This is a genomic window from Streptomyces sp. B21-083 (assembly GCF_036898825.1).
Lineage (GTDB): Bacteria > Actinomycetota > Actinomycetes > Streptomycetales > Streptomycetaceae > Streptomyces.
Window position 1 is genome coordinate 1,799,538 of the sequence record NZ_JARUND010000001.1, and the last position, 24,364, is coordinate 1,823,901.

Genomic DNA, 24,364 nt, shown 5'->3' on the forward strand with positions numbered 1-24,364 from the left:
GGCGATTGCATGCCTGTCGGCCGATATCCGCGGCCTCTGCTCGCCGCGGACGCGGTTCACGTACCGGCAGGGACGACGACGGCGGACCGTGCGTGGGAGCAGTTCCCTCCCCCGCCTGCCTTGGGGATGGACATCCGGCGCAGCAGATCGCGGGTGAGGCGCTTGTCGAGCGTGGTACGCCAGGTGACGTCGGGATGCTGGGAGCGCAGATGTGACAGCGCCCTGGTGCCCAGCCCGCAGTCGCGGAACGGTTCATCGAGGACGACGTCGATGATCACTCCCTCGGCGCACTCGTCGCACGCTCGGTAGGTCACCCGGCCGACCACCTTGCGGATGTGCACCAGCAGAAGGCATTCGTCACCCGCGCCCACCGGCTGGGAGGAAGGAAGCATCTCTATGCCTCGGTAGGCCAGAAGCCTGCGATGCCACCGGCCCGCTCGACGTCCGGAACGCCGATGCCTGCCGCCGGCCCGGCGCGGTGAGGTGTCTGCCCGCACAGGCCGTGCGGGGGCGCCGCTCACGGCATGCGTCCGGTCTCCCTGCGCGTCTCCCTGCGTTTCTCCCTGCATTCCATCGCGAGTGCCCCCGTCCTCGGGCCTCATGTCACGACGCGCCCCTACCGAGCGGAACCGGTACGGGGCCCGTCGACCATGTCCTCGACCGCCCTGAGTACGAGGTCGGGACGGTCAGTCGGCACCTCGTGGGAACTTCCCTTCGCGGTGACGAGCGTTCGGTCGGGCCCGTTCCCGGCGATCGAAGCGGCGGCCGCGCGCCAACGCTGGGCGTCCACCGGAGACCCGGCGAACGGCGTCTGCTCCGACACCATGACCGTCACCGGTACCGGGTCCGGCCAGGTGACCTGGTGGAACGCCTTGTGCGCCGGGGCGTAGCCCTCCGCGGTGGAGATGAGCTGCCGGTTCTCCGGCTTGTAGGGGTCCTTCTTCGCCGCGTCGGCCTGCGCCCGGCTCGCGGCCACGAGACGGGCGATCTCCTCGTCCGTGAAGAACGGAGGCAGATTGGCGTCGACCAGGACCGCGCCGGAGAGCAGCTTCGGGCTGTCGTCGGCCGGCTGGCACGTCCGTCGGGGGTAGCGCTGATCCCAGTGAGTGTGCGGTCGGGGCAACCCCCGTGAGCGGTAGACCAGGGGTCGGGGCATGGAGTCGAGGGAACGGCGTCGGCTGGACGAAGTGATGACTGTTCCTTGCCGACGGTTTTGCGACCATGTGCGGGATCCCGGGAAGGCGAACACCATGACAGTGAACGAATCCCTTCCCGGCACAAGCCTGCTCGCGGATCCCCTGCGCAACAAAGGCACCGCCTTCAGCCCCCAGGAGCGGGCCGAGCACGGTCTCGACGGACTGCTTCCGGCCGCCGTGGAAACGCTCGACGAACAGGCCGACCGCGCGTACGAGGCGTTCCTCGGCTACGACAAGCCGCTGAACCGGCACATCTATCTGCGCCAGCTGCAGGACACCAACGAGATCCTCTTCCACCACCTGGTCACCGGGCATCTGGAGGAGATGCTGCCCGTCGTCTACACGCCGACCGTCGGCGAGGCCTGCCGGCGCTTCAGCGAGATCTACCGCCGTCCGCGCGGGCTCTTCCTCTCGTACGAGGACAGGCACCGTTTCCGGGAGCTCCTGCGCAACCGCCCGCACCAGGACGTCGACGTCATCGTCGTCACCGACGGCGAGCGCATCCTGGGACTGGGCGACCAGGGCGTCGGCGGCATGGGCATCCCCATCGGCAAGCTCAGCCTCTACACGGCCATCGGCGGCATCCACCCGGCCCGAACGCTGCCCATCCTGCTGGACGCCGGCACCGACAACGAGAAGCTGCTGGCCGACCCGCACTACCTGGGCCGCCGGGAGCGCCGCGTCACGGGCGCCGCGTACGAGGAGCTGGTGGACTCGCTGGTGTCCGCGGTGGAGGCCGAACTCCCGGGCACGCTGCTTCAGTGGGAGGACTTCGCGACCGCTCACGCCCGCCCGGTCCTCACCCGCTACCGGGATCGGCTGCTGACCTTCAACGACGACATCCAGGGCACGGCCGCCGTCGCTCTCGGGGCGCTGACCACGGCCACCACGGTCGCCGGCACCCACCTGACCGACCAGCGGATCGTGATCCTCGGCGCGGGCTCGGCCGCGGTCGGGGTGGCCGACATGATCCGTACGGCCATGACGGACGAGGGCCTGCCGCCGGACGAGGCCCGCTCACGCTTCTGGTTCGTCGACGTCGACGGGTTGCTCGTGGCCTCGCGCGCGGGGCTCAGCGAGGAGCAGCGCGTCTACGCCCGCGACGACTACACCCCCGACGACGAGCCGGCGAAGCTCGGCCTCGCCGAGGTGGTCCGCCAAGTCGAACCCACCGTGTTGATCGGCCTGTCCACCGCCAAGGGCGCCTTCACCGAGGAGATCGTCCGGCAGATGGCGTCCACCTGCGAGCGACCCGTGATCTTCCCGCTGTCGAACCCGACCTCGCACTCCGAGGCCGACCCCGCCGACCTCGCCCGCTGGACGGACGGCAAGGTACTGGTCGCCACCGGCTCGCCGTTCCCGCCGCTGAGGATCGACGGCCGCGAGGTGCCGGTGGCGCAGGCGAACAACGTGTACGTCTTCCCTGCCATCGGCCTCGCGGTGACGGCCGCCCGGGCGACCAGGGTCACCGACCGGATGATGGTCGCCGCCGCCCGCGCCGTGGGCCGCTGTGCCGCTCGGTCCGCACCGGACGACGTCGCCGCCGCGCCGCTACTGCCACCGCTCCGGGACATGCGCGACGCGGCCCGGGAGATCGCCGTGGCCGCGGCGAGGGCGGCCGTCGAGGACGGTGTCGCACCGCATGCGACGGAGGAGGACCTGCGGGCGGCGGTCTCACGAGCCCAGTGGACCCCTCGGTACGAACGATGACCCCGAATCGTGCTGGAGCGCTCCTGGCCGGCCTGCTCGGCGCCGGTCCGCTTCCGCTTTACCGGGCGGGGCGAGCGAGAGGTCGGCGGTTCACTGTTCCCGTCGTCCCTCACAGCCTGACGTGACTGCACACGGGCGCCTTGCCGGATGCGTCGGAGCGGGGATGACGGGACGGACCGGGTAACCGATTTCTGTGGGGGCCGCCGTCCGGGACGGAGAGTTCCGACCGACCGGTCACGCGCGCCGGCGTCAACTCGGTGCCCGGTGGCGGACTAGCCGATCGTGCCCGATCAGGGCTCCGTCGGGTTGCCGAGGCCGGTGAGGGCGCCGACGGGGTCCAGGTCGGGGGTGCCTCGGGGCCACCAGTCGTCGTGGCCCGGTTCGGACTCGTACGCGTACCAGAGGCCGTCGCGGCCCAGGCGCAGCTGTATGTGTCCGCGCGGGTGGGTGAGGTGGTTGTGCCGGGGTCTGAACGCGGGGAGGTCGGCGGCGAGGAGGAGAGGGCGGGCGCGGTCGAATCTTCCCGCCGGTGGGTCCCAGGCCTCTTCGAGGACCGCGAGGCCGTCGAGCCCACCCTGTCGCCAGGCGGCCACCGCGCGTGCCAGATCCGCCGGGGTGCGGCCCGCGGCTCTGGCGAGCGACGAGTAGAGGGACCGGGTGCCGGCGGTGAGGCCCGAGCCGGGGCGGGCGGCGGCGAGACGTACGGCGTCCTGCCACAGGGTCAGTTCACCGACCGGGTCGTGGCCGGAGGTGAGCAGTGTGTGGGCGCGGGCGGCGGCGTCCGTCGCCAACTGGTCCAGCGCGAAGGGATCCGGGCCACCCGGGGACGCCGGATAGGCCGGGGGCGGCTCAGGGTGCGGGCGCGGGGGCAGCGGCGCCGGGAGGCGCGGGAGGTCGCGCGCGACGAGCGCGTCGGAAGCCCGGACCCCGGGGAAGGAATCCGGCTGCTGCTCCTGAGCGGCTCGGGCGGCTCGGGCGGCGTTGCGCCGGGACAACTCGTCGAGCACCTCCCGTTCGCCCCGGCCCCGCAGGAGGAGCAGGACGAAGGGGTCGGCGTCGAGAAGGCGGGCGGTCTGGTAGCAGAGGGCTGCGGCGTGCTTGCAGGGGTGTCCGGAGTCGGGGCAGCTGCACCGGGGTTCGAGGTCGCCGGGGCCTGGGAGCAGAGGTGCCCCGCAGTCGGCGAGGGACTGGGGCATCTCCTTGTCGAGCAGCGCGGCGATGTGCCCGGGCCGTTCCACGGCGGCGTCCAGGAACCGCTCCCACTCCTGGTCGCCGAGGGTGCGCAGCCGCACCTGGACGCGGTACGGCCGCGGCCGGGAGCCCTGCACATAGGCGAGTACGAGCCCCGGTGTCACGGTGATGGCATCGACGTGCCCCTTCTCGGCGTACCCGCGGCCCCGCCCCAGCCGGGCGGCGTCCAACGCGCCCTCCTCCAGGGCGGCCACCCAGGCGTTCCCCCACCAGCTCTCCGCGAAGCCGACGCGCGTGCCCGCCCCGGCCCGGCTCCCGGAGGCCGCCAGAGCGGGGAAGGTACGGCGCAGCTCGCCGTCGCGGCCGGGTGCGGCCATGGAGGAGGACGGGGAAGCGAGGCGTGAGTTGCCGGAGGGACCGGGCGGACCGGAGGGACCGGGGAGATCCTCGTCGGGCGGTGCCGCCCGCCGGAACCTGGCGATGCCGTGGGTGTCCCGGGTGCCGGGGGTGCCGGGGGTGTCCCGGGTCCCGGGGGTGTCCCGGGTGCCGTGGGTGTCCCGGGTGCCGTGGGTGTCCCGGGTGCCGTGGGTGCCGGGGGTGTCCCGGGTGCCGGGGGTGTCCCGGGTGCCGGGGGTGTCCCGGGTGCCGGGGGTCCTCGTGGTTTCCGGAGCGCCCGGCGTGGTCGAGGTGTCCCCCGACCCGCCTGGTGACGCGGCCCCGGGAGCCCCGTCGCCCACGTTGCCGTATCGCGAGACCGGTGCGGCAACAGCACGCAGGACATCCCCGACGGTCACAGGCGGCGAGGTGTCCGGACGTGGGTCGTCGTCCCAGGGCTCTGGGCTCGTCCCCGGGCCCGTCAGGAACTCGTCGGGGGGCAACTCGAAGGAATGGGCGAGCAGTTCCCGTACGTCACGCCCCCGGTCGGCGAGGCGCCGCTCACGTGGGTCCGGTCCGGGCGCGGGCCGGACGGAACGCCGCGCGGCCTCGGCTGTCGCCACCTCCGCATCCAGCCGGGCCCGCCGCGCCTCCCCGCGCGCGGCCCGCAGAGCCTCCCGGGCGACATCCCCGGGCCGCCCGCCCTTGTGACCCCCGGCGTCGGTGCGCGTCGGCGGAACGTCCCCGACCTCCGGGCCGCCGACGTCCGCCGCCCGGGCCTCGGCGTCCTGGCTCCCGACCGGCGTCGTCACGCCCCGCAGAGCCGCACGAGCCGCGTCTCCGGGCCGGCCCTCCCGCGCTACGCCCTCGCCCCCGCCGGGTGCCCCGGTCGCCTCCTGGCTCGCGCGCTCCCGCGCCGCCCGCAACGCCCTCCGCGCGGCATCGGCCGGCCGCTCCCTCCCGACATCGTCGGCCCAAGGCTTCCCGTCCGACGCATCCCCCACCACCTCACGCCCCCCAGACACCGCACCGACGGCCCGCTCCCCCTCCGACCCGCCCGACACAGGCCACCCGTCCGACGCACCCCCCACCACCTCACACCCCCCAGACACCACACCGACGGCCCGATCCCCCTCCGACCCGCCCGACACAGGCCACCCGTCCGACGCACCCCCCACCACCTCACACCCCCCAGACACGGCATCAGCAGCCCGGTCCCCCTCCGACCCGCCCCGCCGCGCACGCCCCTCCGGCACCGGCACCTCCCCCGTCGCCTCGCGCTTCTCCGCACGCTCCCGGTGCTCCTCCGAGGGCATCAGACCGCCCCCCGCAGCGAGACCAGGTCGGACAGGGCCCGGTCCGTCAGTTCGGTGAAGGATGACTCGCCGGAGGTCAGGATCGCGTCGGCGAGGGCCCGCTTGGACTCCAGCATCTCCGCGATGCGGTCCTCGACCGTGCCCTCGGTGATCAGGCGGTGCACCTGGACGGGCTGGGTCTGGCCGATGCGGTAGGCACGGTCCGTGGCCTGTTCCTCGACCGCGGGGTTCCACCAGCGGTCGAAGTGGATGACATGGCCCGCGCGCGTGAGGTTCAGGCCCGTGCCCGCGGCCTTCAGGGAGAGGATCAGGATCGGGGTGGCGCCACTCTGGAAGCGGTCCACCATACGTTCCCGTTCCGGGACGGGGGTGCCGCCGTGGAGCAGTTCCACCGGGATCGCTCGGGCCGCGAGGTGGGACGTGATCAGGCGGGCCATCCCCACGTACTGGGTGAACACCAGCGCCGAGCCGTCCTCGGCCAGCAGGGTGTCCAACAGCTCGTCCAGCAGGGCGAGTTTGCCGGACCGGGCGGCCAGCCGGTCGCCTGCGGCAGGCCCGGGGGCCTCTTCCTTCAGGTACAGGGCGGGGTGGTCGCAGATCTGCTTGAGGGCGGTCAGCAGCTTCAGCACCAGGCCTCGGCGGGCGATGCCGTCCGCCGTCTCGATGGCGAGCAGCGACTCGCGCACGACCGCCTCGTACAGCGCGGCCTGTTCGCGGGTCAGGGGGACCGGGTGGTCCGTCTCCGTCTTCGGCGGCAGTTCCGGGACGATGCCCGGGTCGGACTTCTTGCGGCGCAGCAGGAACGGGCGGACCAGCCGGGCGAGGCGGGCCACGGCCTCCTCGTCCTCACCGGTCTCCACCGCGCGCGCGTGCCGGGCGCGGAAGGACTTGAGGGGGCCCAGAAGGCCCGGTGTGGTCCAGTCGAGCAACGCCCAGAGTTCGGAGAGGTTGTTCTCCACGGGGGTGCCGGTGAGCGCCACGCGCGCGGGGGTCGGGATCGTGCGCAGTGCCTTCGCGGTGGCCGAGTACGGGTTCTTGACGTGCTGCGCCTCGTCCGCGACGACCATCCCCCACGACTGCTCGGCCAGCCGGGGCGCCGCCGACCTCATGGTGCCGTACGTCGTCAGGACGAAGCCGTCCGGCATGTCGTCCAGGGTGCGGTCGGGGCCGTGGAAACGGCGGACGGGGACACCGGGGGCGAACTTCGTGATCTCGCGCTGCCAGTTGCCCAGCAGGGAGGCCGGGCAGACCACCAGGGTCGGTTCGCTGCGGGCCCGTCGCAGATGCAGGGCGATGACGGTGATCGTCTTGCCGAGCCCCATGTCGTCGGCGAGGCAGCCGCCGAGGCCGAGGGAGGTCATGAGGTCCAGCCAGGCCAGTCCCCGGAGCTGGTAGTCGCGCAGTCGGGCCTGCAGCCCCGGGGGCGGTTCCACGGGGGTGATACCGGCCGTCAGCCGGTCGCGCAGGGCCGCCAGCGCGCCGACCGGGACCGCCTCGACGCTCTCGCCGTCGACCTCGACGCGGCCGGTGAGTGCCGCCGAGAGCGCGTCGACCGGGTCGAGCAGGCCCAGTTCACGCTTGCGTGCCTTGCGCACGAGGGCCGGGTCGACGAGCACCCACTGGTCCTTGAGCCGGACGACGGGACGGTGGGCCTCCGCGAGCAGGTCCATCTCGGCCTCGGTGAGCGGATCTCCGCCGAGCGCCAACTGCCAGCGGAACTGGAGGAGTTCCGCGCTCTCGAAGAAGCCGGTGCCGTCCTTCGCCGAGCCGGGCGCCGGGCGGACGACCGCCTGTGCGGTCAGGTCCTGGGCGAGGTCCCGGGGCCAGTGCACCGCGACTCCGGCGGCGGCGAGCCGGGTCGCGGCCACCCCGAGGAGGTCGTACAGCTCCTCTTCGGAGAGGGCCAGGACGTCGGGTGACTCCTGCTCGGTGAGGCGGTCGAGCGGGGGCCACACGCGGGCCGCGCGGCGCACCGCCAGGGCGGCGTCCACGCGTGCGCGTGCTCCGAAGGCCGCGTCCGCGGTGCCCGCCCACAGGGTTGCCGCGTCGGTCACCAGGGTGGGGTCGGCGAGACTGTGCACCTGGACGACCGCCGCGCCCGCGCTGCGCACCCGGTCGGGGTCGTCGAACAGTTCGTACGCCGACAGGTCGAGGCGGAGCGAGATCCGTACGCCCGCGTCCATGCCCGCGGCGACCTCCGCCGCCCAGTCGTGGGCGTCCGGCAGGCGCTGGGCCGGGCGCGCGGCGAAGGGCATCCCCGAGGCGTACGGCGCCGCCGGGGTGCGCGGCAGGGTGTCCGCGACGGCGTCCAGGAAGGCGCGCAGCAGTGCCTCCGGCTGGGGCAGCAGCAGGGGGCCCGAGCCCGGCAGGGGCACCGCGTGGCCCTCGTACGGCAGGGCCGCGGCGATGGCCCTGAGGTGGGCGATGTCGTCGGGGTCCAGCGGGCCCGCGCGCCAGGCGTCGTGGCCGGCGGGCGTGAGCCCGGGGAGCAGCCTGCCCCGGGCCGTGAGGCCGAGGGCGTGCAGCGCTGCGGCGCCCCAGCAGGCCGTGGCGGGGTGGGCGGCGGGGTCGCGGCGGGCCCGCACGAGCAGGGGCAGCGCCGCGTCGACGGGCAACGTGAGCGCGGGGGTGGTGCGGCGGCGGATTCCGGCGCCGTGCCGTCGTACGACCGTCAGTTCCGTACGACCCTCGCCCTCGTCCGGCAGGCCTGTGTCGCCCTCCGGGTCCCAGAAGGCGACGCGGCCCTCGCGTGGGAGGGGGGCGGGCAGGAAGACGGCCGCGAGGCGCACGGACACGTCCGCCACCGCTGTCGCCGGTGTCTCCTCGCTCATGCGTACGTCACCTCCCGCCCTCGTGTCGGGTCCGTCGAGTCGGACGTCTTCGACTGTACGGGCGGGGTCTGACAATCGGTCCCGGCGACGGGCCGGAGGCGGTCGCGCCGCAGGTCAGGGGGTTGTTCGCGAGACGACGTACACCATGTAGTGGTTGGGCTTCGCCCACTTCACGAGGATGTGCTGCGTGGGTGCCGGGTTCTTCTGCGGGTGGGCGAGACCCCACCACGGGCCCGGCTCCTTGAACTTCCAGCCGACGATCTTCTGGTCCCGGGCGCTGATGGGGAACTGGTCCTTCTTCAGGCTGGTGCGGGGGACGCCCATGGCCTTGAAGAAGTAGTCCAGCCCCGCGTTCGTGGTCATGAACTGGACGTACAGGCGGCTGGTGCGCCAGTTGTTCGTCTCGTAGTAGGCGACCTTCGTCGACAGGATTCCCTCGCCGTCGGCCTGGCGCGGGACGGGTACTTCGTAGATGTGGCGCTGGACCTTGGAGGGCCAGGCCTTGGTGAGGCCCCGCGCAGCCCACTTGCGTTCCTTGTCCAAGCCGCTGTCACGGCTCTGGTTGGCGGAGATCACCAGGTAGCCGGCCGGGACGCCGATGAGGAGCACGATGATCAGCAGGGTCAGGGCGCGCCGGCGGTTCCGGTGACGGCGGTCCTCCGGCGGGCCGGGCGGCTCGTCCGGCGGCATGGCCTGACGGGGCAGGGAGGCGGTCACAGCGGCCCCTGGGTGGCGCGGCGGGTGGTCTCGACGAGTTTCTCGAAGCGCTCGTACCGCTCGACGCGGCGCCGGTTGGCGCGCCGGAAGCGGCGGGCGACCAGGCGCGCGAGGTCGGCGGCACCGACCATGCCGGCCTCGGGGCCGAGCTGCGCGCGGGCGATGCGGGCCTCGGGGCGGTAGCCGCGGCCGGTGAGGTGGCGGCGGAAGGCGTCCCGGGCGGGGCCGATCAGCAGGTCGTCGGCCGCGGAGACACCGCCGCCGATGACGAAGCAGGAGGGGTCCAGGGCGGCGGCCAGGTTGGCGATGCCGACGCCGAGCCACTGGCCGATGTCCTGGAGCAGTTCGATGCACATGGCGTCGCCCTCGCGGGCCAGCTGGGTGATCATCGGGCCGGTGATGTCGGCGATGTTGCCCTTGACGTGCTCGATGATCCCGTACGCCACCGGGGAGTCGGCCGCCGCGAGTTCGCGGGCCTCTCTGACCAGGGCGTTGCCGGAGCTGTACTGCTCCCAGCAGCCGCGGTTGCCGCACGGGCAGCGGTGGCCGCCGGGCACGACCTGCATATGGCCGAACTCGCCGGCGACGCCGAACTTGCCGCGCTTGACCTGGCCGTCCTCCAGGATCGCGCCGCCGATGCCGGTGCCCAGGGTGATCATGACGAGGTGGTCCTCGCCGCGCCCCGCGCCGAAGCGCCACTCCGCCCAGGCGGCGGCGTTGGCGTCGTTGTCGACCAGGACGGGGACGGCGAGGCGGCTGGAGATGCGGTCCCGCAGGGGCTCGTTGCGCCAGGACAGGTGGGGGGCGAACAGGACGCGGTTGCGTTCGGCGTCGACCCAGCCGGCCGCACCGATGCCCACCGCGTGCACGTCGTGCCGGTCGGAGAGGTCCAGGACCAGCTCGGTGATGGTGTCCTCGACGACCTTGGGGCTCTTGGACTTGTCCGGTGTCTCGGTGCGGATCGTCTCCAGGATGTTGCCGTCCGCGTCGACCACACCCGCCATCACCTTCGTGCCGCCGATGTCGATACCGACGGTGGGTACGCGGGGGGCCGTGAGGTGGGAACGGCGCTCGCGTGTGCCGACGGTGCGCAGCGCCGGTGCCCGGCGGGAGCCGATGGGGGCTACTCCCCCGCCGGCTGCGTTGAGAGCCCGAGGGAGTGCGAGGTCGCGGTAGGTGCTCATTGCGGCGATTCTGCCTCACCGTGGGACCCGTTGGCGCGCGGGGGAGTGATGGGGTGGTGCGGGCTGTTTGCCAGGTGCGGGTGCGTTGTGGTTGTTCGCGCAGTTCCCCGCGCCCCTGAGGCCAGGGCCGCGCCCTGGCCTCAGGGGCGTACCAGTAGTTGGAACTCGAACGAGTAGCGCGTGGGGCGGTAGGTGTGGGTGCCGAATTCGACGGCGCGGCCGGTGTCGTCGAAGGTGGTGCGCTGCATCGTGAGGAGGGGGGCGCCCTCGCGTTCGGTGAGGCGTTCCGCCTCCTCGGCCGTCGCTCCGCGTGCGCCGATCGACTGGCGGGCGCTGTGCAGGGTGATTCCGGCGGCGCGCATCAGCCGGTACAGCCCGGTGGCCTCCAGCTGGCCGGTGTCCAGGTCGAACAGGCCGGGCGGCAGGTAGTTGCAGAGGTACGCCATCGGCTCGCCGTGCGCCATCCGCAGCCGTTCCACGCGGTGTACGTCGCTGTCCTCGGCCACGTTGAGCGCGGCGGCGACCTCCGCTGAGGCCGGCACGACCGTGTTGACGAGGACCTTGGTCGCGGGGCGCTGGCCCGCCGCCTCCAGGTCGTCGTAGAGGCTGCTCAGTTCCAGAGGGCGTTTGACCTGGCTGTGCACGACCTGCGTGCCGACCCCCCGGCGACGTACGAGCAGGCCCTTGTCGACGAGGGACTGGATGGCCTGGCGCACGGTGGGGCGGGACAGACCGAGCCGTCCGGCCAGCTCTATCTCGTTGCCCAGCAGGCTGCCGGGAGTGAGTGCTCCGTGCTCGATGGCGGCTTCGAGCTGCTGGGACAGCTGGAAGTAGAGCGGTACCGGGCTGCTCCGGTCCACACGGAGTTCCAGCGGCACTGTCGGATCCACATCTGGTTTCGGCACGGCCTGAGCGTAGCTCCGGTGGTTGTTGACGGGAAGTCGTGTAGTTCGGTTGTCCGGACATACGCATTGACAGCGTGGCTGGTCGGACCCCAGTTTGGTTCTCATGCGCATCGGAGTCATCGGGACGGGCCGCATCGGTACATTCCACGCGAACACCCTCAGCCGTCACCGTGAGGTGGGGGGATCCCTCATCGTCACGGACGCGGACAGCGGGCGGGCGCAGGATCTCGCCCACCGTTTAGGAGCGACGGCCGCGCCGGGTGTCGACGAGATCTTCACCTGGGGCGTGGACGCGGTGGTGATCACGGCGGCCACCTCGGCCCACGCCGAACTGATCGGTCGGGCAGCACGCTCGGGTCTCCCGGTGTTCTGCGAGAAGCCCATAGCGCTCGATCTGCCTGCCACCCTGGCCGCGATCGCCGAGGTGGAGGCGGCGGGCACCGTCCTTCAGATGGGCTTCCAGCGCCGCTTCGACACCGGCTACACGGGTGCCCGCGAGGCCGTGCGTTCCGGGAGGCTCGGCCGCCTGCACACCGTCCGCATGATGACGTCGGACCAGACGCCGCCGGCGCCGGAGTATCTGCCGCTGTCCGGTGGGCTGTACCGGGACACCCTGATCCACGACTTCGACATCCTGCGCTGGGTGACGGGGCACGAGATCGTCGAGGTGTACGCGACGGGGTCGGACGCCGGGCCCCCGATGTTCCGCGAGGCAGGCGACGTCGGTACGGCCGCCGTCGTACTCACCCTGGACGACGGCACGCTCGCCACTGCGACGGCGACACGAATGAACGGCGCCGGCTACGACGTCCGCATGGAGCTGGCCGGCGAGCTGGACCAGGTCGGCGTCGGCCTCGACGACCGTACGCCGATCGCGTCGACCGAACCGGCGGGACCGCCGGCCGCGAGCAAGCCGTGGACGGGCTTCCTGGAGCGTTTCGGGCCCGCCTACGAGGACGAGCTGTCGGCCTTCGTCGAGGTGGTGCGCGGCGAGCGCGCCAACCCGTGCGACGGCCGTGAGGCACTGCAGGCCCTGCGCGTCGCCGAGGCCTGCGAACTGTCCAGACGGGAGCGCAGACCCGTACACCTCGCCGAGATCCCGGGCGGGTGGGACTGAGAGCCCAGGAGGACGGCAGGGAACGGGCGCCCTCGCCGACTAGGGGCGGTCCTGCCCGTCTTCTTCCAGGAATCCCGCGTCGTACGCCAACAGGGCGATCTGCACCCGGTTGTTGAGGTCGAGTTTGGCGAGGATGCGGGAGACGTGCGTCTTGACGGTGGCCACACTCATGAACAGGGCGACGGCGATCTCGGCGTTCGACCGACCCTGGCCGACGGCGACCGCGACCTCGCGTTCCCGGTCGTTCAGCGCGCGGGTGCGGTCCCGGGCGTCGGCCCGCCTGGTGTCAGCCGTGCCGCCCGCCGCGTGAGCCATCAGCTGGCGGGTCACAGCGGGCGACAGGACGGGGTCCCCGGCCGCGACACGGCGGACCGCGGCGAGGATCTCGGCGGGCGGGGTGTCCTTGAGGACGAAGCCGGCGGCGCCCGCGCGCAGGGCGCGCAGTACCTGGTCGTCGGCGTGGAAGGTGGTGAGGACCACGACCTGCGGGGCGTCCTTGCGGGCCCGCAGGCGTTCGGTGGCGGTGAGTCCGTCCACCGTCGGCATCCTGATGTCCATGAGCACCACGTCCGGGCCGGTGCGGCCGACGAGGGCCTCGACCTCACCGCCGTCGGCGGCCTCGCCGACGATCTCGATGTCCTCGGCGCCGCCCATCATGAGGGACAGCCCAGCCCGTACCAGGGGGTCGTCGTCGACGAGGAGCAGTCTGATCACGGTCATGGCCCCACGTAATCACGGTTGTGCGGCGTCGGGACGTGCGCGGGCCGACGTCCGGCTAGATTGCCGACCTGAACTCCGGTGAAACGAGGGGCCTTTCGTGCGTTACCGACTGCTGGGCAGGACAGGTTTACGTGTCTCCGAGCTCTTCCTCGGGGCCATGACCTTCGGAGAGCAGGGCGGGGTGGGGGCGCCCAAGGGCGAGTGCGCGCGCATCCTCGACGCGTACGAGAACGCGGGTGGGAACGTCGTCGACACGGCGATCAACTACCGCGGTGGGGCGAGCGAGACGATCCTGGGCGAACTCCTCAGGGGGCGGCGCGACCGGCTCGTGGTGTCCACTAAGTACACGATCTCGCGCGACGGCGCCGATCCCAACGCCGCGGGCAACCACCGCAAGAATCTGACGCTGTCCCTGGAGACGAGCCTGCGCCGCCTCGGTACGGACTACGTGGACGTGTACTGGGTGCACATCTGGGACCGCGCCACGCCCGTCGAGGAGACCATGCGCGCCCTCGACGACGCCGTGCGCGCCGGGAAGGTGCTGTACGTCGGCATCTCGGACGCCCCGGCCTGGGTGGTGTCCCGGGCCAACACCCTGGCGGAGTGGCGGGGCTGGTCGCAGTTCGCCGCGCTCCAGGTGCCGTACAGCCTGCTGAACCGTGACATCGAGCGTGAGCTGCTGCCGATGGCAGAGGCGTTCGGGATGTCGGTGGCGGCCTGGAGTCCGCTGCAGAACGGCATTCTGTCCGGCAAGTACACCCGCGCGCGTGGCATCGCCCCGGACGAGTCGGCGCGGCTGTCCGTGGAGGCGATCGGCGAACGCGAGCACGCGGTGGCGGCGGCGGTGCAGTCGGCGGCGGACGAACTCGGCGCGTCCCCGGCGCAGGTGGCCATCGCGTGGACGATGGCGCGCTCCCCCGCCGTGCACCCGATCGTGGGCGCGCGCCGGGTCGAGCAGCTCACGGACAACCTCGGCGCGGCCGAACTGACGCTTCCCGCCGATCTGGTGGCCAAGCTGGAGGAGACCACCGGATTCCGGCCCGGTTTCCCGACCGAGTTCATCGAGGAGACCTCGGCCTGGGTGTACGGGGAGGCAGGACAACGGGTGGTACCGCGTAGGGTGCGCGGCTGAAAGCGCCCTCCTCTTCAAAGAGGTGCCGTCACACTTCAAAGAGTTGCCGTCACGAGAGACGTGCCCTCAGGCACCCCACGGCAGCCAGGCCCTGACAGCGAATCCCCCGTCCGGCTCCGTGCCGTGTTCCAGCCGTCCGCCCGCCAGGGTCGCGCGCTCGGTCAGACCGATGAGGCCCTGTCCGGAGCCGGGGACGTGCGGGACCTCCCCCGGGGGTGCTGGATTGCGTACGGAGACGGTCAGGCCGTCGCCCTGGGCGCCCGTGAGGGACACCGTGACCTCGGCGCCCGGGGCGTGTTTGCGGGCGTTCGTGAGGCCCTCCTGGACGATCCGGTAGGCGGTGCGGCCGATGGAGGCGGGTACGGCGGCCGGTGCCGTCACCCGGCTGTCCAGCGCGATCTTCATACCGGCCTCGCGGGATTCGGTCACCAGGATGTCGAGCGCGGCGAGCGTCGGCTGCGGGCGCCCCGCCTCCTCCGGGTCGCCGGCCCGCAGGACGCCGATGATCTCCCGCAGGTCCTGGAGGGCGTCGTGCGCGCTCTCCCGGATGACCCCGGCGGCCCGCGCGACCTCCTCGCGGGGTGCGTCGGGCCGGAACTCCAGGGCGCCGGCATGCACGCTCAACAAGGTGAGGCGGTGGGCCAGCACGTCGTGCATCTCGCGGGCGATGGCCTCGCGGGCCAGCCGCTGCGCCTGTTCGGCCCGCAGCGCCGCCTCCGTCTCGGCCCGCCGCAGCCGGTCCCGCAGGCTCACCGTGAGCTGTCGTTTGGCCCGCACGAACATGCCCCAGCCGACCGCGGTCGCGGTCAGCAGGACGCTGAGGGCCACCGCTGCGAGATACGGCAGGTCCGGGTCGGGGCGCAGCCAGTAGAAGACCGGGATCACCACGACGGAGGCACCGCTGACCAGACCGACGTACCGGAAGGGGCGGTGCACGGCGAGGGAGAAGAGGGCGACCAGGCCGGCGCCGCCCGCCGTACCCGACACGACGCTGACCGCGAGCATCGCGACGGCGAGGCCGAGCGGCCAGCGGCGCCGCAGCCATACGGCGGCGCAGGAGAGGGCGCCGACCCACTGGTCGACGGCGGCGACGGCGTGCGGGGTGTTGGGGTCCTCGGCCAGGGCGACCGCGCCCAGCACACCGACGAGGACGGCCAGCAGGAAGCAGGTGAAGTCGACGACCCAGTCGCGGGCGGTGCGCCTGGGCTGTGCGGACACCCCGAACCACCCGGCCCGCTGCCGCGCGGAGCCGGTGCCGGAACCGGGATTCGCGACGGGGTCGGGGTCGAGGCCGTCGAGCACGGCCGACGGGAAGAGCCACCGCCGCCCCGGGAACGTCGTCGCGGTCTCGGGAACGACCTCGGGAACGGATGTCGACCTGTCACCTCTCACAGTCGACGAATCTATGGGGTGCCGGCCCGTGTCATCCCCGCCGAGCCGTGATCGTCGACCAAAGTCGTGCCACCGCAGACTTTCGGCGCGTCGTCCGGGAGCGACCGGCGACTTCGGAAGAGCCGGCCTCGCCCCGCGGCCGATGAGGGCGGAGGGTCCGCGGAGCGACGATCCCGGTATGAAGCAGTTACTGGAAATCGCCGGTTTCATCGCCCTGGTGCAGGGTGCCGCGGGTCTGCTGCGGGAATTCACGGACCTGCACTGGGGCCTCGTACAGAAGATCGGATTCCTCGACGGCTATGAGCTCTACGCGAGTGTGGCACTGCTCGTGCTGTCCTTCGCGCTGTTCGCCGCAGCCGAGCGCCGCAAGTCCGGGTGAACGAAGGGGTGGGGGACCGGACGGTGGCGGGTCAGCCCGCGATGGAGTCGAGTTGTTCCGCCGCCGGGCGCAGCGCCCAGAGGTCACCGCCGGGCGGCTCTTCCAGCAAGGAGACCGCCCGCCGCGCCCGTACATCACCGGCGTCGGCGGCCGCATGGACGATGTCGTCCGCCGCGTACCGGAGGAATCCGAGCTCCGGATGCGGCCAGGCGGCCGATCCCGTCGCGGCGGGCAGCAGGTAGTCCACCGCCTTGAACAGGCTCTGCCCGTCCGGGCCCCGGTACGCCCACAGGTTCACGCCGACGTGCCGGCCGATGGCCGCGAGCCGGGTGTGGGCGACCAGGGCGAAGCTCGAGTAGTGCCAGCTTCTGGTCCGCGCCAGCTCCTGCGGCTGGCTGCCGTCGGCCGCGATCTGCTGCGCGACGCGCGTGCTCCGGGCGTTCAGGACGGTTCGCCGGGCGAGTTCCCTGTCGCCGGTCGCGTAGGCGAGTGCGGCGAGCTGCATGTCGTAGAAGGTGCCGTGGTTGTTGGTGGCGGCGGCCTCCTCCTTGCCGAAGTCACTGGTCCTGAGCCAGCCGAGGAAGTCGCTGTTCCACTTCGTCATGCCGGCCCGGTCCTTCCGGGTCCAGCCCGGGGCGCCGGTGTCCAGCAGGGCGAGCGCGTCGAGGACGCTGGTGAACGACTGCGAGAAGTCGATGATGCCGATGGCCCGGCCGTCGTACCTGCAGGGAATGAACTGCGCGTGGTTCAGGTTCGGGTTCATCCTCGTGGCCGGGTCGAGGAACCAGGTGCGCAGCACCTGCCCGGCCTTCTCCGCGTACCGCTTCTCGCCGGTGTAGTACCAGGCGAGGGAGAGGTCGTACGCGGCGTCGAAGGTCTTCTCGACGTCCTGGCGGTCGGTGCCGGTGTCGACCTCGGGGTTGCGCTCGCCGTCGCGTTGCACATAGGGGCAGCCCCAGGTGTTGTCGCTGGTCAGGGGCTTGGAGGGCCACCAGTAGGGAGCCTGGCTCAGGTAGTCGTGGACGTCGCCGCCGGGGGCTGGGCGTGGTTTGTCGACGACCGTCCAGGGGCCCTGGCTCAGCCATTTGGCGGCCCGGGCCGTCAACGCGTCCACGCTGCGGCGCAGTTGGCGGTCGCCGTGCTCCACTCGGAGCTTGGTCCGGTGGAGTTGGGCGCCGTCCAGTACGGCCGTGTGCGGGACCTCGGGCGCGGACCCCGCTGTCACCCGCGCCGAGGCGGTGGGGACGGCGGCGCCGACGGCGAACGCGGCGAAGGCCACCAGGAGGACGCTCAGTCGTGACAGTGCCGAGGGTGCGCTCATCGATCCACTCCGTTCTGGTGGGCGAACGTGCGGGGGGTGAGGTGACACGGGGAAAAGCCCTAGAGCGCGCGTTGTGCAGTGTGCAGATTCCGCGGCCGTACCGCGTGCGGGCTGCCGTACAGCTCCAGGCGGCTATGGAGGTCGCCGGTGAGGTCGGGGACGTCGATCTGGTCGAACTCCCTGACCTCGTCGATGCCGACGGTGGCGGAGTACGGTGCCAGGCCGTCGATCCTGACGAGTCCCGCGCGCGCGTTGGTGACGCGGATGTTCCAGTGGGCGAAGCGGGCGCCGAACAGGGGGCCGGCGCTCGCGTCACCGCCGTGGCGGCCGTTGTTGTTCAGGGTGATGTCGGTGCGGACGTTGGCGAAGGGCAGTCCGCGGTGGCTGTCGAAGGTGCCCATCCGCATGTCGCCGCGCGACCAGACGTTGTACGAGGACAGCCCCTCGACGTTGATGCCGTGCAGTTGGGTGTTCGAGGGGGCGGGGACGGTGCGCTCCTCGATGGTGAAGTCCTCGACGAGGTTGTCGTGCGAGCCCTCACGGCAGAAGTAGGGGTGGTGGGAGCCGCGGCCGGTGACACGTGTCCGCCGCAGGGTGCACGCGGAGGCGGACACGAGGCCGAAGCCGTTGTCGACGTGGCGGACCGTCACGTCGTCCACCCAGCAGTCGTACGCGCACTGCAGGACGACGCCGTTGTGCCCCTTGTCCAGCAGATGCGGCTGCTGCGGGGTCTCCATGGCCTCAAGGGTCAGGCCCTCCACTCCGGAGCCCGTCAACTCCGCGACATGCGTGGTCAGTTGAGGGTTCCATTCGGGGCGTACGTCGAGTGGCAGCGGTCGTTCGAGGGTGACCGTGCGGCCCCGGACCCTGGCGATGCGGACGGGCCACTCGTAGGGGACGTACGACGTCAGCTTCGTCTTGTCCTCCCAGAAGTAGGCCTCGGGTCCGGGCCCGCCGCCGCACATGTGCTCCAGGAGCGTGTGCTCCGCGTCGTCGGCCAGCCGGAGGAGGACCAGGGCGCCGGGGCGCAGTGACGTCGGGTTCGTCACCGTGATCGTCCATGAGCCCTGCCGGGCCGGGGCGACCGCTGTGAGCGGGCGCCACTCGTCGCGCCGGTTGCCCGTCCATCCCTCGAAGGGCCACGCCTTCGCCCTGATCGCGGCGACGAGAGAGGACCAACGGGCCCTGGGGGCAAGCCAGATCAGGCCTCCCGCCCATGACCAGCCCGACTTGTCGCCGCCGTAGCGGGAGCCGTAGGCGCCGATCAGTTCGGTGAGGTTCTTCGTCGCGTACAGGGTCGTACGGCCGCTGCCGGCGCCCTTGAGGGTCACGTTCGACCGGTCCAGGCGGATCACGTCGTCGATACGGAACGTGCCGGGCGGGATGGTGACCGTGCCGCCGCCGGCCCGGCCGGCGGCGGCGATGGCCCGGTTGATCGCGGGGGCGGAGTCGGTCACGCCGTCGGCCACGGCGCCGAAATCGCGTACGTCGGCGACAGCGGGGCGGCGGGGGCGGCGGACCGCGCCGCCGAAGCAACCCGCGCGGCCGATGTAGGGGATCTGCAGGTGGGTGAAGGGGGTGCGTTCGAACTCCCGCCAGAGGAGCGGGGTTCCGGTCGACGGCGTTCCGGTCGACGGCGTTCCGGTCGACGGGGTTCCCGGTCCGGCGGCCGCCGCGATGCCGGCACCGGCCGCTACCGCACCGGCCGCTACGGCGACGGCGCCGCCAAGGACGGCGCGCCTGGTCGAACTGGAGGTCATGCGCATGACATTTTGCTCACCGGTGAGGGGTGCCTGTGCGTCTCTCATGTCCGTTCGCCCTTCCCATGGTCTTTCATGGATGTGAACGACGTTCAGATGTGCGCTGAGCGGTGAGCATGCCATGACACTCTTGAGGGCGAAAGGGCTCGTGCGCTCTTTATTGGTTTGGACCTTTAAGGGGATAGCTCACGCACCGATTCAGATGGGTGAACCGGCCGATGACGAAGCCCATCAGACCACCGACGGGCGCCGCGGTGGCCGCCACCGCTACACGCTGACCCGCGTCTCCGCTGATACATCGGATCTATCATGGAGCACCTTAGGGACGGTGGACACCGAGACGCCCACCTGACCAGCAATCGCGGCGAGAGCGCGCCGTCTTCCCTGGCCGGATCCCGTCGGAGCCATTGACGTCATCGGATGAATCTCTTACGTTGCCGAGCGATCGGGTGTTGCGAGAACTGTCGCAACCCTTGTGGCGCTCGGCACGAACGCCCTCGCCCCATGTACCGCACTGCCCGTACTCGTGGGCCAACTGGCGCCCGGTGAGCGCTGGTTGAGCTGTGCCGTGCTCGGCGCCCCCGTCGGAGCCGACGCCGAGACGGCCGGGCGGGAATCCCCGATCGGGGCATGCCCACCGACCGCCGCACACCCGTCATCCGAATCCGAATCCGACGAGTGGAGACCGGACATGAGACGCGGACATCTCTCCCTGCTGGCCGTCGTGACGGCGCTGCTGACGTCCCCGGTCCAGACCCAGGCGCATGCGCACGCGGCGCAGTCCGGCCGCGCGTACCACGTCGCGCCTCGCGGCAGCGACCACGCACCCGGCACGCCGGCAGGTCCGCTGCGTACCATCGGCGCCTGCCTCGAACGAGTCCGCCCCGGCGACACCTGCCTGGTCCACCGGGGCACCTACCGTGAGCAACTCACCCCTCCCTCCGGCACCGAGGGTGCTCCGGTCACGATCGCCGCGTACGGAGACGGTCCGGTGACCGTCGACGGAACGGAGCGGGTGACCGGCTGGAAGGACGCGGGCGGCGGACTGATCGCCACCGACACCGACCTCCCGTCCGGCATTGACTTCAACGCGGTGTTCCTGGACAACACCCGTGCCGCTGAGGGCCGTTGGCCCAACTCCGGCGCCGATCCGCTGAACGTCACCTGGGCCGAGGCCGACGCCACCTCCACCGACCAGCACATCGACGACACCGACCTGCCCGACGCCGGCTGGACCGGCGCCACCGTGCACCTGTGGGCGGGCTCCAACCCATGGGCCCAGCAGACCGGCACGGTCACCGCCGCCTCGACGGGCAAGCTGGACTTCCACGGCGGCAACTACCGCTGCCCGCCCCTGTGCATGGGCAACCAGACCTACCGCAACTACTACCTCGTCGGGTCGAAGGCCGCCCTCGACCAGCCCGGCGAGTGGTACTACGACAAGGCCGCGCACCGGCTTTACATGGTCCCCCCGAAGGACGGCATCGCCGGACACACGGTGACCGCCAAGCACCGGCTGTGGGCCGTCGACCTGAGCGACAGTTCGTACGTCACCGTGCGCGGGCTGAACCTCTGGGGCACTTCCCTCCGAACGGGCAAGTCGAGTACGGGAGTTGTGGTCGACGGGCTGCACGCCACGTACATCTCCGAGTTCTCCACCCTGCCGATGCCGCCGGACGGTGATCTCGCGGTCGAGCCGTTCGAAGGCAACATCGTCGCCTCCCGCATCCTCGACTCGGGCGTGCAGATCCTCGGCACCGGCAACACCCTGAAGAACAGCGAGATCGCGCGGTCGGCCGGCGACGGCGTCCTGGTCCGTGGCACCGGCAACACCGTCACCGACAACTACATCCACGACGTCGGATGGATGGGCAGTTACACCCCCGGCATCGAGATCAACGGCAACGGCCACACGGTCACCCACAACACGATCCGGCGTACCGGACGGGCGGCCATCGACACCGCCTGGCAGCTCAACGGCACCGAGTTCCACGACAACCGCATCGCCTACAACGACATGTCCGAGGCGATGCGCACCTCCCGCGACGGCTCCCCCTTCTATGTGTGCTGCAGCCTGAACGGCTCGGGCACCTCCGTCGACCACAACACCGCGCACGACGCCGACGGCCAGAACGGCTACTACGTCGACAACTACTCCGGCCACTTCAGGCTCCACCACAACGTCGCCTGGAACACCGGCAGCCGGGGCGTCTTCTTCAACGGGCACACCGGCCCGAGCATCGCCAACGAGGACCACAACTCCAGTTACGGAGTGGGCGTCAACGTCGCCTCGGTCGCCCTCGGCGGCGCGACGGACGCGTCAGGTTCGTACTTCAGCAACATCGTCGGGCCCAAGCCGGTCACCGCGACGCGGACCGGAAACCCACTGCCGGTCGTCCGCTCCAACCTGATCAGCGAGAAGCCCGGCTACTCGGACGCCGTCAACGGTGAGCTGTGGCTGACACCGGGTTCGCCCGCCATCGACGCGGGCGAGGTGGTCGACGGCGTCACGACCGACACCGTGGGCGCGGCTCCCGACCAGGGCGCCTACGAGTACGGCGCTCCCGTCTGGTCGACCGGTTGCGATCTGCCCGACTGCCGGCAACGGGTACGCCATGGCGAGTGGACCGCCACGGCGAGCGACGGCACCGATGCCCGGGCCGGCGTCGACGGCGACATCAACACCCGCTGGACGGGCGCCGCCCCGCAGGCTGTCGGCCAGTCCCTGACCGTCGACCTCGGCGAGAGCAAGACCTTCGGCCGGCTCTCCCTCGACGCGGGCCGTGACACCAGCGGGCAGCCGTACGGCTTCACGGTCTCCGTGAGCCGCGACGGCACGCACTGGGGTGAGCCCCTCGCCAGGGTCTCCGGCCGCTCCTTCACCCAGGACGCGGTGTTCCCCCGGCAGACCACCGCCCGCTACGTACGCGTCACGCTGACCGCGAACGGGCCGACGCCCTGGGACGTCAACGACATCAGGCTGTACGCGGAAGGGCCCGACGCCGCCTCGACGCTCCAGGCCGAACAGGCCACCTCTGTAAGAGGAGTGGCGCGCGGCACGGCGGCCACCGGTGCCCTCGGCTCGGGCGACAGGCTGGGCTTCGACGCGGTGAACGTCCGGGGCAGGCATTTCACCGTGCGCCTCGCCTCCACCTGCGCGCGGGGCTGCTCGCTCCGGTTGCGCCTGGACTCACCGGACGGCCCGGTGGCCGCGGTGGTACCCCTCACGGACACCGGCGGTGAATGGCGGGAGCGGTCCGTGGTTCTGCGTCGCAAGGTCGGCGGCACCCACGACCTGTACCTCGTGGCGAAGGGCGGGGCCCGGGTCGCCGCGCTCGACTGGCTGACGATCCGCCCCTGACCGACGCCTTCGCCTCCGTCGAACCTCCCCCTGTCCGTCGGCGAACTCGGACAGTCAGGCCAGGGCGTTCACCAGGTCGGCCACTACGTCGGGCCGCTCCAGTGCGATGAAGTGGCCCGCACCCCGCACCTGGGTGAACTCGGCGACGGGCAGCAGCTTCTTGTTGGCCTCCCGGTCCGAGGGCCGGGACCAGTCCTTCTCCCCGTAGACGAGGTGAATTGGGGCCTTGACCTCGGGATAGCGCGAGCGGGCCGCGATGAGGCTGGGCAGGCTCTGGTACACAGCTCGGGCCACCGCCGGGTAGCCGGGGCGGCTGCCCACCTGGAGAAGTTCGTCCACGTAGTCGTCGCGCAGGGCGGTCTTGTCACCCAGGCCGCCCTGAAGGATCTTGCTGATGATCGGCTTGGGCTCCACGCCGGCGATCACCGGTCCGACGCCCGGTGCGAGGACACCGCTGACCACCACCCGGGCGAGGAGGCCGGAGCGGGCGATACCGCCGCGGAAGTCGTACGTGTTGACCGCGACGACACGCCGTACGCGCTCCGGCAGATCGGCCGCCGCGGTCAGCGCGAGCACCGCCCCCATGGACTCCCCGACCAACGTCACGTCATGCAGGTCGAGTTCCGTCAGGAGCCGCTCTACACCCTCGCGCATCGCCGGCTCGTCGTACGACGCACCGGGCACGATCTCCGAGTAGCCCATCCCCGGCAGATCGAGGGCGTACACGGTGTACCGGCCGGAGATCAACGGGATGAGGGAGCGGTAGTGCTCGGCCTGGGTGCGCACGGTGTGCAGCAGGACCAGGGGAGCGCCGGTGCCCGCTCTGAGGTAGCGCAGCGTTCCCTCCTGGCCGGCGCGTCCCGGGCGGGGAGCGAGGGTGTGGCTGGTGGTCCCCGGAATGTCGATCCTGGGGCGCGACGTGGTGTTGGGCATCTCGGACTCCTCGTGTGTGAACTGTGCTCAGGAGACTGGGGGTTCGGTCCGGCGGGTTCGGGCCGGCCGGGGCGGTCGGCAGCCCGCGTTCCGGTTCGCGGCCTACTGCGCCAGCTGGGGATACAGTCCCGCGAGGTCTCCGGCGAGTCCCGCCTTGACCTGGCGCGAGATGTCGTCGGCGAGTACCTCGTGCGCTCCCGCCTCGATGCCGTCGAGGGCGCGGGCGGCGACGTCGCGCGGGTCGGCCTTGGGGCCGTCGGCGCCCGCCGCGAGGTCCGTGTCCACGTATCCCACGTGCAGTCCGGTGACAGAGATTCCGCGCGGCTGGAGTTCCAGGCGCAGGGAGTTGGTCTGCGACCACAGAGCGGCCTTGGAGGCGCTGTAGGAGCCGCCGAGGGCCACCCAGGACAGCACCGAGTGCACATTGAGGATGTGGCCGCCGCCGTTGCCCTCGATGACCGGCACGAAGGCCCGGGCGACCAGCAGGGGGCCGTAGAAGTTGGTCTCGAACTCCTGGCGCACGTCGTCGAGCGCGGAGCCGAGGAAGGACGCGCCGACCGAGGCGCCGGCGTTGTTGATCAGCACGGTGACATCCTGCGCCTGCGCGGCGGCCGCCGCCACGGACGCCGGGTCGGTGACCTCCAGCGCCACCGGAACGGCGTCGGGATGGGTCACCGTGCGCGGATCACGGGCCGTGGCGTAGACCTTGCCGGCACCCCGGAGGTAGAGCTCCTCCACCAGGGCCTTGCCTATCCCGCGACTGCCGCCGGTGACGAAGACGCTCGCGCCCTTGAGTGATGTCATTACTGCCTCCACAACGAGAA

The 24,364-nt window shown here is 71.8% G+C and carries 19 protein-coding genes; 5 read left to right on the top strand and 14 right to left on the bottom strand.

The features are described 5' to 3' along the window. Positions 1 to 56: 56 nt before the first annotated feature. Together QA861_RS07920 and QA861_RS07925 are read right to left on the bottom strand one after the other, a co-directional pair. Positions 57 to 392, bottom strand: a complete 336-nt coding sequence (locus tag QA861_RS07920) for an N-acetyltransferase (RefSeq protein ID WP_334587491.1) — start codon at positions 390 to 392, stop codon at positions 57 to 59. Between the two features lie 224 nt (positions 393 to 616). Further along, entirely contained in the window at positions 617 to 1,156 is a 540-nt protein-coding gene (locus QA861_RS07925; RefSeq protein WP_334587492.1) for a hypothetical protein, read from the bottom strand. Positions 1,157 to 1,250: 94 nt separating this feature from the next. Here QA861_RS07925 and QA861_RS07930 point away from each other — a divergent pair, with 94 nt between their 5' ends. Continuing rightward, complete coding sequence (locus QA861_RS07930) at positions 1,251 to 2,906, top strand: NAD-dependent malic enzyme (protein WP_334587493.1); 1,656 nt, start codon at positions 1,251 to 1,253, stop codon at positions 2,904 to 2,906. A gap of 290 nt (positions 2,907 to 3,196) precedes the next feature. Here QA861_RS07930 and QA861_RS07935 read toward each other — a convergent pair whose 3' ends face one another. The 5 genes from QA861_RS07935 to QA861_RS07955 form a co-directional block, all read right to left on the bottom strand. Continuing rightward, positions 3,197 to 5,284: an SWIM zinc finger family protein gene (locus QA861_RS07935; RefSeq protein WP_443041458.1), complete on the bottom strand. Its 2,088-nt coding sequence runs from the start codon at positions 5,282 to 5,284 to the stop codon at positions 3,197 to 3,199. Between the two features lie 503 nt (positions 5,285 to 5,787). Beyond that, the gene (locus QA861_RS07940) at positions 5,788 to 8,619 is read right to left on the bottom strand and encodes an SCO1167/SCO6262 family helicase (RefSeq protein WP_334587495.1); all 2,832 of its coding nucleotides are present in this window, start codon (positions 8,617 to 8,619) and stop codon (positions 5,788 to 5,790) included. Between the two features lie 114 nt (positions 8,620 to 8,733). Next, positions 8,734 to 9,336 carry a sugar kinase gene (locus QA861_RS07945; protein WP_334587496.1) on the bottom strand — a complete coding sequence of 201 codons (603 nt, stop codon included), beginning with the start codon at positions 9,334 to 9,336 and terminating at the stop codon, positions 8,734 to 8,736. Continuing rightward, positions 9,333 to 10,520, bottom strand: a complete 1,188-nt coding sequence (locus QA861_RS07950) for an ROK family glucokinase (RefSeq protein WP_334587497.1) — start codon at positions 10,518 to 10,520, stop codon at positions 9,333 to 9,335. The genes QA861_RS07945 and QA861_RS07950 overlap by 4 nt, the downstream gene beginning before the upstream one ends. A 140-nt stretch (positions 10,521 to 10,660) precedes the next feature. Beyond that, complete coding sequence (locus QA861_RS07955; RefSeq protein ID WP_334590487.1) at positions 10,661 to 11,398, bottom strand: GntR family transcriptional regulator; 738 nt, start codon at positions 11,396 to 11,398, stop codon at positions 10,661 to 10,663. 130 nt (positions 11,399 to 11,528) lie between these two features. Here QA861_RS07955 and QA861_RS07960 point away from each other — a divergent pair, with 130 nt between their 5' ends. After that, positions 11,529 to 12,542, top strand: coding sequence for a Gfo/Idh/MocA family protein (locus tag QA861_RS07960; protein ID WP_334587498.1), 1,014 nt, complete (start codon positions 11,529 to 11,531; stop codon positions 12,540 to 12,542). A 39-nt stretch (positions 12,543 to 12,581) separates the two neighbouring features. Here the strand turns inward: QA861_RS07960 and QA861_RS07965 are convergent, their stop codons facing one another. Then, positions 12,582 to 13,262: a response regulator transcription factor gene (locus QA861_RS07965; protein ID WP_334587499.1), complete on the bottom strand. Its 681-nt coding sequence runs from the start codon at positions 13,260 to 13,262 to the stop codon at positions 12,582 to 12,584. 97 nt (positions 13,263 to 13,359) lie between these two features. Here QA861_RS07965 and QA861_RS07970 point away from each other — a divergent pair, with 97 nt between their 5' ends. Next, positions 13,360 to 14,394: an aldo/keto reductase gene (locus QA861_RS07970; protein ID WP_334587500.1), complete on the top strand. Its 1,035-nt coding sequence runs from the start codon at positions 13,360 to 13,362 to the stop codon at positions 14,392 to 14,394. A 66-nt stretch (positions 14,395 to 14,460) separates the two neighbouring features. On the opposite strand, the gene QA861_RS07975 is transcribed toward QA861_RS07970, so the two are convergent. Beyond that, positions 14,461 to 15,786, bottom strand: coding sequence for a sensor histidine kinase (locus QA861_RS07975; protein ID WP_334587501.1), 1,326 nt, complete (start codon positions 15,784 to 15,786; stop codon positions 14,461 to 14,463). Positions 15,787 to 15,964: 178 nt separating this feature from the next. On the opposite strand from QA861_RS07975, the gene QA861_RS07980 reads away from it, so the two are divergent. After that, positions 15,965 to 16,165 (top strand): hypothetical protein, encoded by a 201-nt coding sequence (locus QA861_RS07980; RefSeq protein ID WP_334587502.1) that lies wholly within the window; start codon positions 15,965 to 15,967, stop codon positions 16,163 to 16,165. A 31-nt stretch (positions 16,166 to 16,196) separates the two neighbouring features. Here QA861_RS07980 and QA861_RS07985 read toward each other — a convergent pair whose 3' ends face one another. The 3 genes from QA861_RS07985 to QA861_RS07995 all read right to left on the bottom strand — a co-directional run bounded on the left by QA861_RS07985 (position 16,197) and on the right by QA861_RS07995 (position 19,663). Continuing rightward, positions 16,197 to 17,486, bottom strand: coding sequence for an alginate lyase family protein (locus QA861_RS07985; protein WP_334587503.1), 1,290 nt, complete (start codon positions 17,484 to 17,486; stop codon positions 16,197 to 16,199). A 59-nt stretch (positions 17,487 to 17,545) separates the two neighbouring features. Then, positions 17,546 to 19,252, bottom strand: a complete 1,707-nt coding sequence (locus tag QA861_RS07990; RefSeq protein WP_334590488.1) for a glycosyl hydrolase family 28-related protein — start codon at positions 19,250 to 19,252, stop codon at positions 17,546 to 17,548. Between the two features lie 261 nt (positions 19,253 to 19,513). Continuing rightward, positions 19,514 to 19,663: a LacI family DNA-binding transcriptional regulator gene (locus QA861_RS07995; protein WP_334587504.1), complete on the bottom strand. Its 150-nt coding sequence runs from the start codon at positions 19,661 to 19,663 to the stop codon at positions 19,514 to 19,516. A 274-nt stretch (positions 19,664 to 19,937) separates the two neighbouring features. Here QA861_RS07995 and QA861_RS08000 point away from each other — a divergent pair, with 274 nt between their 5' ends. Further along, a complete protein-coding gene (locus QA861_RS08000) occupies positions 19,938 to 22,607 on the top strand; it encodes a discoidin domain-containing protein (protein WP_334587505.1) in 2,670 nt (889 codons plus the stop codon). A gap of 54 nt (positions 22,608 to 22,661) precedes the next feature. Here the strand turns inward: QA861_RS08000 and QA861_RS08005 are convergent, their stop codons facing one another. Beyond that, entirely contained in the window at positions 22,662 to 23,540 is an 879-nt protein-coding gene (locus QA861_RS08005; RefSeq protein WP_334587506.1) for an alpha/beta fold hydrolase, read from the bottom strand. 102 nt (positions 23,541 to 23,642) lie between these two features. Further along, a complete protein-coding gene (locus tag QA861_RS08010; protein ID WP_334587507.1) occupies positions 23,643 to 24,344 on the bottom strand; it encodes an SDR family oxidoreductase in 702 nt (233 codons plus the stop codon). Positions 24,345 to 24,364: the final 20 nt, after the last annotated feature.